At 66.6% G+C, this 12,646-nt stretch carries 10 protein-coding genes; 8 read left to right on the top strand and 2 right to left on the bottom strand.

The features are described 5' to 3' along the window. Nucleotides 1-89: 89 nt before the first annotated feature. The 6 genes from SH602x_RS07405 to pckA all read left to right on the top strand — a co-directional run bounded on the left by SH602x_RS07405 (nucleotide 90) and on the right by pckA (nucleotide 5,767). Complete coding sequence (locus SH602x_RS07405) at nucleotides 90-734, top strand: RNA polymerase sigma factor (RefSeq protein ID WP_479469185.1); 645 nt, start codon at nucleotides 90-92, stop codon at nucleotides 732-734. A gap of 90 nt (nucleotides 735-824) precedes the next feature. Next, entirely contained in the window at nucleotides 825-1,241 is a 417-nt protein-coding gene (locus SH602x_RS07400; RefSeq protein ID WP_479476176.1) for an anti-sigma factor, read from the top strand. A 97-nt stretch (nucleotides 1,242-1,338) separates the two neighbouring features. Further along, on the top strand, nucleotides 1,339-1,872 hold the full coding sequence (locus SH602x_RS07395) for a CinA family protein (protein WP_479469187.1): 534 nt from the start codon (nucleotides 1,339-1,341) through the stop codon (nucleotides 1,870-1,872). Next, nucleotides 1,869-2,687, top strand: coding sequence for an MOSC domain-containing protein (locus SH602x_RS07390; RefSeq protein WP_479476175.1), 819 nt, complete (start codon nucleotides 1,869-1,871; stop codon nucleotides 2,685-2,687). The genes SH602x_RS07395 and SH602x_RS07390 overlap by 4 nt, the downstream gene beginning before the upstream one ends. Beyond that, complete coding sequence (locus SH602x_RS07385) at nucleotides 2,684-4,114, top strand: protein kinase domain-containing protein (protein ID WP_479476174.1); 1,431 nt, start codon at nucleotides 2,684-2,686, stop codon at nucleotides 4,112-4,114. The genes SH602x_RS07390 and SH602x_RS07385 overlap by 4 nt, the downstream gene beginning before the upstream one ends. A gap of 60 nt (nucleotides 4,115-4,174) precedes the next feature. Next, nucleotides 4,175-5,767: a phosphoenolpyruvate carboxykinase (ATP) gene (gene pckA / locus SH602x_RS07380; RefSeq protein ID WP_479476173.1), complete on the top strand. Its 1,593-nt coding sequence runs from the start codon at nucleotides 4,175-4,177 to the stop codon at nucleotides 5,765-5,767. A 183-nt stretch (nucleotides 5,768-5,950) separates the two neighbouring features. Here pckA and SH602x_RS07375 read toward each other — a convergent pair whose 3' ends face one another. Next, nucleotides 5,951-8,341, bottom strand: coding sequence for a DUF7133 domain-containing protein (locus tag SH602x_RS07375; RefSeq protein ID WP_479476172.1), 2,391 nt, complete (start codon nucleotides 8,339-8,341; stop codon nucleotides 5,951-5,953). Further along, a complete protein-coding gene (locus tag SH602x_RS07370; RefSeq protein ID WP_479476171.1) occupies nucleotides 8,338-9,897 on the bottom strand; it encodes a N,N-dimethylformamidase beta subunit family domain-containing protein in 1,560 nt (519 codons plus the stop codon). Before SH602x_RS07370 ends, SH602x_RS07375 begins: the two co-directional genes overlap by 4 nt. A gap of 170 nt (nucleotides 9,898-10,067) precedes the next feature. Between SH602x_RS07370 and SH602x_RS07365 the strand changes: the two genes are divergently transcribed. Both SH602x_RS07365 and SH602x_RS07360 read left to right on the top strand, forming a co-directional pair. Next, entirely contained in the window at nucleotides 10,068-11,162 is a 1,095-nt protein-coding gene (locus SH602x_RS07365) for a dipeptidase (protein WP_479476170.1), read from the top strand. 119 nt (nucleotides 11,163-11,281) lie between these two features. Beyond that, entirely contained in the window at nucleotides 11,282-12,613 is a 1,332-nt protein-coding gene (locus SH602x_RS07360) for an MFS transporter (RefSeq protein WP_479476169.1), read from the top strand. Nucleotides 12,614-12,646: the final 33 nt, after the last annotated feature.

Here is a 12,646-nt window from a genome sequence, read left to right as displayed (position 1 = left end):
TGTCGCGCGGGCGACTAACATATCGGGGACAGCCGACCGTTCCCACTCTCGTCCCTTCGGCGATTCCGCCTCCCCCGTGACGCTGTTCTATGTCCGAATCGCACGACGTCGACCGATTGCTCGTCGAACGCATTCGCTCCGGCGATCAGGCGGGATGGAAGGATCTGATCGAGCGGTACGAAGGGCGCCTGTTCGCCTTCGTGGAAAGCCGCCTGCAGAACCGCTCGCAGAGCGAGGACATCGTGCAGGAGGCCTTCATCGGCTTCCTGACCAGTCTGCCGAACTACGACGGCAAGCGTCCGCTCGAAGGCTATCTCTTCTCGATCTGCGCCTACAAGCTGACCGATCATCTGCGGCGCGAGGGACGCAGGCCCTCCGTACCGCTCTCCTCCGGCGGGCCTTCGTCGGGCGACTGGGACGTTCCCGACAAGCGTCGCCCGGCCAGCTCGATCGTCCGCAGCGTCGAACGCCGCCGAATTGAAGAGGACGCCGTCGTCCAGGCTCTGCAGGAGCAGATTCAGTACTGGCGCAGCCGGGGCGACTGGGCCAAGATCAAGTGCGTCGAACTACTGATCGTGCGAGGCTGGGCCAACAAGAAGGCCGCGGAACAGCTTGACCTGTCGGAACAGCAGGTCGCGAACTTCAAATTCGAGTTCCTCGCCAAGATGAAAACGGCGCTCAAGAAACAGCGCCTGCCGGAGGACGTGTTTCCGGAGCTTTACGACGAATCGTGACGAGGCGCCTGCGCTTCGTTGCGGTTTTCGTCGCGTCGCGATCATAATGGGCGGAGAATCTGACGTCGCTCCTCTGACGATCGCCACCGGATGCACGACCGCCCGACCGACGCCGAACTCGAGGCCTACCTCGAAGAGAGCCTTCCGCCCGAGGAAATGGGCGCCGTCGAGGCGGCCCTGCGCGCCGATGCCGAGCTTGCCGCGCGGCTGAAGCGAATCATCTCCAAGCGCGACGCGGGCCTGCACTCGCTGGGCGATATCTGGCGTCGGCACCGCGTCTCCTGCCCGACGCGGGAAGAACTCGGCACCTGGCTTCTCGATTCGCTCGGCTCGGAAGAAGAGGATTACGTCCGCTTCCATCTGGAGGTCGTCGGCTGCCGGCTCTGCAAGGCCAACCTGCACGACCTGAAGCAGAAGGAACGCGAATCGAAGCGCGAGGTGACGGTCCGCCGTCAGCGCGTGTACCAGTCGAGCGCCGGCTACCTGCCGGGGGAGCGGCGATCGTAAGTAGGGCTGGCGCCCTCGCCTGCCGAAGCTGGTTTCCGCTGCGATGGCAGGCGAGGGCGCCAGCCCTACAAGACAACCTGACGAACGCGAGCGGACGATGAAGGAATACGACGAAGCGGTCGAACTGGCTCGCGTGCTCGAAGAGCGACGCTGCCGGATCGTCTTCGCCGAAAGCTGCACCGCGGGCCTGGCCTGCGCGACGCTCGCGATGGTGCCGGGAATCTCGAAGCGACTCTGCGGCGCGTTCGTCACTTATCGCGATTCGGCGAAGCGGGAGATGCTGGGCGTGCCCGAGCTCGACCTGAAGAACGAAGGCGCCGTCAGCGTCGCCGTCGCACGCTTCATGGCCGAAGGCGCCTTGCGTCGTACCCCGGAGGCGCGGATCGCGGTCTCCATCACCGGTCATCTCGGCCCCGAAGCGCCGGCGGAACTGGACGGCCTGGCCTTCATCGGTCTCGCCCGACGAGGCGATCGGAGCGACCTGTCCGACTTCGATTCGGAAGAGTGCTTCTCCGAGGTGGTCTCGGTCCGTTGTCCCGAAGAAGCGCGGCGCCCGATCCGGCAGAAGTTCTTCGCCGCCGCGACGCTGCGGTACGTCAGGACGCGCCTGGAGAACGGCTTCCTCGGATGAGTTCGGTCGCCGTCGCCAGTCTCGCGATCTATCCGATCAAGTCGCTCGATCCCCTGACGGTCGAGGCGGCGACGCTGCTACCGTCCGGCGCTTTGGCCGGCGATCGACGCTTCGCCCTCGTCGACGACGCGGGCGATGTCGTCAACGGCAAGCGCGAGCGCCTGATCCACACGATCAGAACGCGGTACGACGATTCCGCGACGAGCGGCCTGCTCTGGTTCGGCAGTTCGCCTGAGCCTGAAGTGGACGCGGTCGAGTTCGATCTGCTCGCCGATCCGACGGCTTTTGCCGAGCGGATCTCCGCGCATCTGGGCTATCGCGTCTCGCTGGTCGAGAACGCGACGAGCGGCTTTCCCGACGACAGGGAAGCCAGCGGTCCGACGATCCTTTCGCGGGAGACGCTCCTCGAGCTGGGCGAGCTGATCGTCGTGCCGCTCGACGAACTGCGGCGACGGTTCCGCGCGAACGTGGAACTGTTCGGCGGAGGAGCCTTCTTCGAAGACCGGGCGTTCGGACCGGCGGGAACGGTCGTCCCGCTGCGGATCGGCGCGGCGAGTCTTTTCGGCGTCAATCCCTGTCGACGCTGCGCCGTTCCGGGCCGCGATTCCTGGTCGGGCGTGACCCATCCCGGCTTCGCCAAACAGCTTTCGACCTGGCGTGAAGCGACGCTAGGCGAAGGAGTCGCCCGCGAGCGGTTCGACGGCAACTGGTATCGGCTCGCCTTGAACACGCGGCCCCTTCCCGATGCGGAGGAGCGGCGGATCGCCGTGGGAGATCCGTTCGAGATCGTCGGCCCGGGGATCACGCTTCCATGATCGGCGAACTGGCCCCCGACTTCCGCATGTTCGCCGCCGTCGCCGGTCGAGCGCTGCCGCTGGAGATCCGACGGGACGACTACCGCGGCAAGTGGCTCGCGCTGGTCTTCTATCCTCGCGACTTCTCGTTCGTCTGCCCCACGGAACTCTCCGCGCTTTCGGTCCGGATCGAAGACTTCCGCGAACGGAACACGGAGATCCTCGGCGTCAGCGTGGATGACGCGGAGACGCACGCCCGCTGGCTCGCGACGCCGCGCAGCGAAGGGGGTCTGCCCGGTCTCGCATTTCCGCTCGCCGCCGATCCGGACGGCGTTGTCGCTCGCGCGTATCGTGTCTTGCTCGAGCAAGAGGGCGTCGCCGCGCGGGGGCTGTTCCTGATCGATCCCGATGGGATCGTGCAGTGGTACGTCGTCCATAACCAGAACGTCGGTCGCAAGAGCGAAGAGATTCTCCGCGTGCTCGACGCGTTGCAGACGGGCGGCCTCTGTGCGGAGGGGTGGAGCGCCGCCGATCCGACGATCGACCTTCTGGAGGCGCTCGGGCCGGGACGCGTGCTGTCGCATTTCCGCATCGAACGGGCGATCGGCAAGGGAGGCTTCGCCTACGTGTTCGAGGCGACCGACCTGCAGCTCCACCGGACCGTCGCGTTGAAGGTGCTGCGCGCTCAGGATCGCCAGCGGGCGAGGACACTGCTGGAAGAGGCTCGCCTGGCCGCGTCGCTCAATCATCCGAACGTCTGCACGATCCACGCCGTCGACGATTCCGACGGCCTGCCGGTGATCGTGATGGAGTACGTCGCCGGTTCGACGCTGGCCGATCTGTTGAAGGGCGGATTGCCGTCCGAATTCGACGCGACTTCCGTGATCCGGCAGATCGCCGAGGCTCTCGCCGCCGCGCATGACGCCGGGATCGTGCACGGCGATCTGAAGCCGGCGAACGTGATGATCGCCGAGGGGGACCGGGCGAAGATCCTCGACTTCGGCCTCGCCCGCAGGACGGCCGAAGACGGAGCGGCCGTCGCACGCATCGCGGGCGCCGACCCCGCGTCGTCCGATTCCGACCCGCTCGTTTCGGACGTCACCGTCGACGTCCCCGCGGAAGGCGCCCGCATCGTCGGCTCGCCTCACTACCTGGCGCCCGAACTGACGTACGGTCAGTCCCCCACGCCGGCGAGCGACGTCTTCGCGCTCGGTCTGATCGCGTACGAACTCGAACGCCGGCAGCGCCTGTTTCAGGCCAAAACGCTCCCCTCGGCGGTCCGCGAAATTCGGGCGTTCGCGCCGGAACAGGCTCTGGCGGAAATCGCCGAACCGCTGCGTGCGTTTCTCGCGGGCTGCCTGCAACCCGAGGCCGCCGCGAGATTCGACATCCGGGAAGCGCTCGCGGCGCTCGACGTCGTCTCGGCGAAGAACGCGGACGTCGCGTAAACTGGTCTCTCAGGGCGTCGCGCAGGACGTCGGGCTTGACTTGAGGTCGCAGGACGAACGATGCAGGAATTCGAGTACTCGCTGGAAGCGTACGGCCTGACCGGGCCCAAGGTCTATCGCAACCTGCCGCCGGCGATGCTGTACGAGGAAGCGATTCTGTACGATCCGGGGACCGCCATCGCCGACTCGGGCGCGCTGGCCTCTTATTCCGGGAGAAAGACGGGCCGTTCGCCGCTCGACAAACGGGTCGTGAAGAACCCCGATTCCGAAGAAGAGGTCTGGTGGGGCTCGGTCAACGTCCCGCTCGACCCGCATGCGTTCCTGGTCAACCGGGAACGGGCGCTCGACTATCTCAACACGCGTCCGCGGCTCTACGTGGTCGACGGGTTCGCGGGGTGGGATCCGGCCTATCGCCTGAAGGTCCGCATCGTCGCGTCGCGGCCTTACCACGCGCTGTTCATGACGAACATGCTGATCCGGCCCAGCGAGGAGGGTCTCCGCACGTTCGGCGAGCCGACCTGGACCGTTTTCAACGCCGGCGCCTTCCCGGCGAATCGTCATACGACCGGCATGACGTCGAAGACGAGCCTGGACCTGAACCTGGAGACCCGGGAGTTCGTGATCCTCGGCACCGAGTACGCCGGGGAGATGAAGAAGGCCGTCTTCACGCTGATGAACTGGCTCATGCCGGCGCGGGGAGCGCTCTCGATGCATGCCGCGGCGACCGAAGATCCGAAGAGCGGTTCGGTCGCGATCCTGTTCGGCCTGTCGGGCACCGGCAAGACGAGCCTCGGCATCGAATCGACTCGCCTGACGATCGGCGACGACGAGATCGTCTGGACCGAGGACGGCGTCTTCAACATCGAAGGGGGATGCTACGCCGCGACGGGAAAACTCTCGGTCGCGGAGGAGCCGGAGATCGCCGCGTCGCTCCGCTTCGGGGCGCTGCTGGAGAACGTCCTGTTCGAACCGCGCACCCGCCGCGTCGACTGGCAGAACACGTCGATCACGGTCAACACCCGCGGCGCGTTCCCGATCGACTTCCTGTCGACGGCGAAGCTGCCTTGCCGGGGCTCGCATCCGAAGCAGATCATCTTCCTGACGTGCGACGCGTACGGCGTGCTGCCCCCCGTCGCGAAGCTGACGCACGAGGAGGCGATCTATCACTTCCTCGCCGGATATACGGCGAAGGTGGGCGGCACCGAGGACGGCGTCACGATTCCGGCGGCGACGTTTTCGCCCTGCTTCGGCGCGCCGTTCCTGCTGCTGCCGCCGAAGAACTACGCGACGCTGTTCGCGGAGAAAATCGCCGCCCACGACTGCGAAGTCTGGATGCTGAACACGGGCTGGTTCGGCGGTCCGGTCGGCAAGGGTCGTCGCTTCACGCTCGCCGAGTCGCGGGCCATGCTGCACGCGATCTATTCCGGCGCTCTCGTCGACGCGCCGACCGAACCGCTCGAACGGTTCCGGATGTCGCGCGTCACGCAGATCCCCGGCTTCCCGGCGCACACGTGCGACCCGCGCAGTTGCTGGCCCGATCCGGAACCCTACGATCGTGCCGCCGCGCAGCTCGCCGATCGGTTCGACAAACACATGGAATCGTACGCCCACGACGCGGCAGCCGTGGCGAAGCTGCTTCCGACGCGGGGGTAGGGGGGGTCGCAGCTTCAGTCGAACATCGCTATCGGGTCCCGCTCTTCTCGGGTGGCACTGGCTTTGTCAGTGTGGTCGAAGCGCGAGGAGAGCCGTCCATGATGGCTAGCCTTTTCCGAGGGCAACAACACTGGCAGAGCCAGCGCCGCCCGAAGGAGAAGAGGACCATTTCTGGTGGGAGGGCTACTCCTCAGAGGCCTGTGCTGCAGTCTTCTTCAGCGTCTGTAGATAGGCCAGCAGATCGGCGACTTCTTCAGCCGACAGTCGCTGGTCGAAGCCGCTGGGCATGATCGACGTGGCGGAGGGGCGAATCGACTCGACGCTGTCGATCGCGACGGCCTCGGTCCGCTTCTCGTCGATGCCGACGCGCAGCTCCGTTGCGCTCTCGCCCAGCAGAATGCCGGAGAAGGTGCGCCCGTCGTCGGTCAGCAGGTTGTACGGCTCGAACCCCCGGGCGAAGCTGGCGCTGGGGTAGAGCATCGCCTCGGCCAGGTCCCGCCGCGAGCGGATCGCCCCGATCGTGGTCAGGTCGGGACCAAGCTGTCCCCCTTCGCTTCCCACCCGGTGGCACTTGCCGCAGAGCCCCTTCTCGGAGAAGAAGAGTTCCCGCCCGCGCTTCGCGTCGCCTCCGCCGACTGCTTCCGCAGCCGCGACTTTCTCGACCGCCTCGTCCGGCAGCGGTTCCGGAACGAACGGCGCCGGGATCTGAATCGCCGGAGCGTCGCCAATCGGACTGATTCCGCGGCGCATCTGTTCGAGCGCGAGCGCCGCGGCAGTTCGCACTTTTTCGTTCGCGTCGAGCAGCGCCTGCGACGTCGCTTCGCGATCGCCCATGCGAATCATCGAGGCGAGCGCCGCATGATCGATCGCGCGATCTTTCGTCGAGGCCGCGAGCGCGAGCAGCGCCGCCGTCGCTTTGGCTGTTTGATCGCCGGTCGCATAGCCGAGCGTCGTCGCCGCTTCGCGTTGAACAGCGAGATCGTCGTCCTGAGGCAATTCGATGAGGCGGTCCAAGTGCGGCAGCGGATCCTGCGAATCAGTGCGTCGTGCATAGCGAATCGCTCGGCAGGCGGCCTGACGTTCCGGCGAATCGAGCGCGACCTTCAGAATCTCGTCCGCATTCGCGACGCCGGGTCTGCCGGCAGCCTGGATGATCGATCGGCGGGAGAAGACGCCTTCCCCTGGAGAATCCGCCTTCAGCTTCGAGATCGCCGCAACGCTCGCGGCGCTCGCGGTCGCAGCGTCCTTCAGCTTTCGCGAGAACGCCTCTCTGGCTGCGTCGCGGACGGCCTGGCTCTCGTTCGCCATCTGCGAGATCGTCGCTTCGGGATCGAGGGCGTTCCAGTCGATCTGCGTTCCGCGGGGATCGCGATCGTTCTCCGCTCCGTTCCGAAGCCGCCAGATGCCGCCCTGGATATGGGCCTTCGCTACCTGAGACTGCGGACAGCCGATGCGGAACCAGCCGCCCGTGTCGATGACGAGCAGCGAACGATCGGCGTCTTGCAGTACGTCCGTGGGATGAAAGTCCTCATCGTCGGAGATCAGCAAGTCGCGCATGTCTTTCACGCGATAGGTCGATCCCTCCTTCGCGAGAACAGTCTGGATGACGCGATGCGTGTTGAAGACTGCTATCGCGAGGGTAACTCGGCCCTGAGCATCCATCATCTCCGTACCGACATCGCCGCGCGTCCGACACAGTCCCGACAGCGCGACATGCCCGAAGTTATGCACCTCGGGCAAGAGCTCGCCGGTGCGGACCATCTCTTCTCCGAACGAGGCGGCGAAGTCCTCGCGGGGGTAGACGCCGTCCTGCAGCCAGTGGACCAGGCAGTCGCCCCGCGGCTGCGAGTACATCAGGTTGACGGTGCCCAGGACGTCGCCGTCGGTCGAAAAGACGATCTCGACCGGGTTGTCCATCCCGCCGGTGCAGTGCGTTCGCACGTCCGATCCGTCGGGCAGGCAGTTGAAGATCCTCGCCGCGCGACCGCGACTGATCAGCTTGCCGTTCGCGTCCTTGATCTCATGGCCGTGCCTCCCTTCGCACCACCAGATGCGGCCTTCGGGACCGAGGAAGCAGCCATGCACGTCGGCGGCGTTGCCGGTGTAGCCGAAGTCGCCGACCAGCTTCTCGCGCTTCTCCGCGACGCCGTCGTCGTCGGCGTCGGTCAGCTTCCAGATCGCGCCGCTCGACGCGACGAAGAGCGACCCGTCATGCCACAGGCAGCCCTGCGGAAAGGTCATCTTGTCGGCGAACATCGTCGACGTGTCGAAGACGCCGTCGCCGTCGACGTCTTCCAACCGCACGACGAAATTGGGCAGCCGCTGTTCGAGTTCCTCCCGCGGCAGATTCTCGCCGCAGCTCGCCGCGACGTAGAGGCGTCCCTTGTCGTCGAAGTCCGCCATGAGCGGATGCGCGACGAGATCGGGCCCGGCGACGCACTCCACCGTCCAGCCCTCCGCGGCGACCAGCTTCTTCGCCGACGGATCGAGCGGCGGCTCGGCCGCGAGCGACGACGCGCCGAGAAGAAGCGAAGTCACGGAGAGAGCGACCTCAGGAATCATTCGACGCGTCATGAGCCGTTCCCCTTCAGCGCCCGGGCGAGCGCGTTGTGCATGATGCGTTGTACCCGCGCGTCGGGTCCGTGCGGACGCGTGTTGTGCGACCAGGGGAGCATGTGTCCCGGCGGGCTGGAGAGTCCCTGCGACCAGAAGATGGTCGCCGCGTTGAAGACGAAGTTCCCCTTCGGCCCCGGATAGATCGTCGCGGTCCAGTCCGAGGGCTCGCCGCCGCCCGTGACGACGGTTCCTGCGGCGATGACTTCCAGTCCCGGAATGTCCGCCGGCGCTCCGTGATGTTCCCAGCCGACGAGGCCGGGGATCGCGTCGCCCTGCTGCATGCCGGTCCCCTCGAACAGCCAGTGATCGGGCTTCGTGACGATCCAGTCGCCGCCGCCGTTGAAGGGGATCACGGTCTTCGCGCCGATCAGCAGGGCTTCGTCGGGACCCGCGATTTCGAGGCCGGGAATGGCTTGCCGCTCCTGCTCCGTCATCTCGCCGAAGCATCCGGCGCGGGTGAGGATGCGATTCGGGCGACCGTCATGCGAATCGCGAAAGGGACTGACGAAGCAGACCGAATTGCCGCACAGGAAGAAGGCGTTCACCCCTTCGTCGATCATCCGGCGGACCGATTCATACTGCCTGACGTCCCAGTATTCGTCATGCCCGACGCTGATGAAGACCTTGTGCCGCATTCCCGCGGCAGGCGTCAGCAAGTCGCTGTTGGAGCAATACGCGACGTCGTAGCCGTGACTCTCCAGGAAGTACGCCAGCGGAAACTCCCAGCAGAGAAACTCGCCCGAGCCGAGCGACTGCGGGTTGTCGTAGATCTGCCGATACTTGCCGTAAGGCCGGTCGAAGCTGATGTCGACGCCCGATTCCAGCGCCCAGGCGGCGTTCTCGGTGTCGTACAGCGAGAACGTATCGGGCCAGCGGTTGTACGCCTGCCAGGTGTTGTCGCTGCACTCCACCAGGATGTCGGCGGGTCGGTTCGACCTCACGATGAACACGACGTAGCTCTGCCACGGAACGTCGGTCGGTCCGGCGCTCTCGCGCGTCAGGCGTCCCAGGTAGACCCCGCTGGGCCAGTCGTCGGGAATAGGCAGCGTGAGCGTCGGCTGCCACTTGCACTCCCGCAGCCGCTTGGGACCAACGTCTGGATCGGGTTGCGTCGCAGCCGCGATCGGCCCGAGCGTGGTCATCAGCCGCGCGCCTTTGCCGCCGTAGTAGCCCAGGCGAAAGATCTCGCAGCGGAACTCGCCCGCAGGGTCAAGGCTTACGCAGAGGTCGATCGATTCGCCGGGCAGGACCGACTGCTTCGTGCAGTAGCCTTCGATCCAGGGGCAGCGAATGCCCGAGCCGTCGACGCGTACGCGAGTCAGTTGCCAGTCGTCGGCGCCCGGCTTCGCGTTCTCCCGCGCGGTCGGACTCTCTGCGTTGCCGAAGGAAGGGGACGCGCTCTGGCTAACGTGCTCCTCCGCCCTCAGAGCGCCCCCTCCCAGTGCCAGAGAAGAGGCTGCCGCGGCGCCGGCGAGGAACTCCCGACGCGGAATGCCGGTTCGACGTTCGGTCATGCGAGGAGGCCTCGGCAGGAGGGCAGGGAAGGGAAGAGCAGGCGGGCGCGCGGTAGCGGGTAACGGCATTCTGCGACGCCGCCTTCGCAGATGCAACGATTCGCTGCCGCGGAGAGCCTGCCGCTTCGGTAGACTTGTCTCGTCACGCACCTCCGTCCGATGCCTGCCGTATGCCGCCGCTGATCTTCGACGCCCACCTCGATCTGGCGATGAACCTGGTCTATTACGACCGGGATCTGACGCAGCCCGTCGCGAAGCTGAACGCCGACGAGCAGGGCCTGACCGATCTTCCCTTCCGCGGAAGAGCCACGCTGTCGCTGCCGGAACTACGTCGCGCGGGCGCGGCGGTCTGCCTGGCGACGCTGCTCGCGCGGAGCGGTCCGGCGCACAAGCGCCAGCCGTCGTATCGCCGGTTCGATCTGGACTATCCCACTCGCGACGGCGCCTACTGCAGTTGCATGGCGCAGCTCGCGTGGTACCGCCTGATGGAGCGTCGCGGCGAGCTGACGATCCTGACGACCGCCGAGCAGCTTGACGCTCACTGGTCGCGGTGGGCCGCTACCAGCGACCATGCACGTCTGCCGATCGGAGTAATCCTGACGATGGAGGGCGCCGACGCCGTCCATTCGCCCGCTGATCTGGCGTGGTGGCGGGAGCAGGGGCTGCGGGCGATCGGACCCGCTCATTACGGCCATAGTCATTACGCCGCCGGAACGGGCGTCGACGGCGGCCTGACGCCGGCGGGAATCGAACTCCTCGCCGCGATGGAGGAGCAGCAGATCGCGCTCGACGTCACGCATCTCGCCGACGCGGCGATGGCGCAGGCGTTCGCGACCTTCGGCGGCACGATCTGGGCCTCGCATCACAACTGCCGCGCACTCGTGCCGGCGGACCGGCAACTGACCGACGCGCAGATCCGCAAGCTTCTCGACCGCGACGCCGTGATCGGAACCGCGATGGACGCCTGGATGCTGCATCCCAAGTGGATCCGCCAGGTCACGAACCCGTCCGAACTGTCGCTCTCTGCGGCGGTCGACCATGTCGATCACGTCTGCCAGCTCGCCGGCGACGCGAGGCATGTCGGCCTGGGCTCCGATCTCGACGGCGGATACGGCAACGAACAGACTGCCCGGGAGCTTCGCTCCTACGGCGATCTTCATCGACTGGCCGATCTGCTGTCGCGGCGCGGCTTCTCCGACGACGACGTCGCCGCCTACTTCCACGGCAACTGGCTGAGGAAGATGCGGCAGTTCCTGTCGAGTTAGGGCTTCTCCCTTCGTAGGGCTGGCGCCCTCGCCTGCCATTGAAGCGGATACACGCCTCGTGGCAGGCGAGGGCGCCAGCCCTACAGAAACGCTTCAACTCTTCGAGCGCTGACGACCCCATGTCCGACGTCCCCTCGCCGTACGAACCGCCGCCGTTGAAAGCCGAGAGCGGGCGCACGTACAGCCGGCTGGTGACGCTGGGACTGCTGGTCGGGATGGCGGTCCTGCTCTATCTGACGCGTTTCGCGCCGAGTCCGGCGACCGATCAGATGACGCAGGACCTGGGCGTCACGCGGGAACAATTCGGCAGAGCGATCGCGTCGTTCTTTTTCGCCTATGCACTGCTGCAGATCCCGGCGGGGCTGCTGCTCGACTTCTGGAGCGTGCGCTGGCCGCTCGCGATCTTCGTCCTGGGCTGGTCGATCGCGACGGGACTGATGACGCTCGTCGACGGGCTCACGGGCATCGTCCTCTGCCGCATCGCGCTGGGCGTCACGCAAGCCGGAGCCTATCCCGCCGCGGCGGCCGCGATCGGCCGCTGGTTTCCGAAGGAAGAACGCGCGCGGGCGAACTCTTCCGTCGCGACGGGCGGCCGCGCGGGGGGACTCATCGCGCTGGCGCTCACGCCGGTCCTGATGGCGCTGCTGGGCGGCTGGCGGATCGCCTTCGCGCTCTACGCCGTGCTCGGGATCTTCTGGGCGATCGCGTTCATGCTGTGGTATCGCGACTCGCCGGAGCGGCATCCCTTCTGCGGACCGGCGGAAGCGAAGCGAATCCTGGCGGGCCGCGACGAAGCGCAGACCTCGCGTATCACGTGGGTCGCTCTGCTGACCAATCGAAACATCTGGCTGCTCGCGGCGATCAACTTCCTGCTGAACGTCGGGTGGATCTTTCTGGTCACCTGGATGCCGACGTATCTCAACGACCGCTTCCCGGACGAACTGGTCGGGACGTTCGGCTCCCGCGACGTCGCGTCCGGAGCGCTGACCGCGTTCACGGCGATCGCCGGCATGGCGGGCAATCTGGGAGGCGGGTTCCTGGCCGACTTCCTGCTGCCGCGACTGGGAACCGTCTGGGCACGTCGCCTGCCCGGTCTCTGTTCGGCGATCGGAGCCGCAGGGCTGTATGCCCTCGCCCCGTTCATCGGGACGCCGCTCGTTTTCGTGGCGGCGATGGCGCTGGTTTACTTCCTGGCGGACCTCTCCGTCGGCGCGCTCTGGGCCACGTATCAGGACGTCGGAGGAAAGCTGACCGCCTCGATGCTGGGGTGGGTCAACATGTGCGGCAACCTCGGAGCCGCGGCCTGCGTCTGGCAGATCGGCTACCTCGCCGAGTCCCGCGCCTGGGGCGTCGTCTTCGCCATCAGCGCCGTGAGCCTGTTCCTGTGCGGGCTCTGCTGGCTCGGCGTCGATCCGAACGTGCGGCTGGCGCGCCGGACGAACCCCGCCTAGAGCGGGCTCATAGGCGGGCTGCCGAGCGTCTAC

This window comes from Lignipirellula cremea, assembly GCF_056501455.1.
This window is presented reverse-complemented; position numbering and strand designations above follow the sequence as displayed.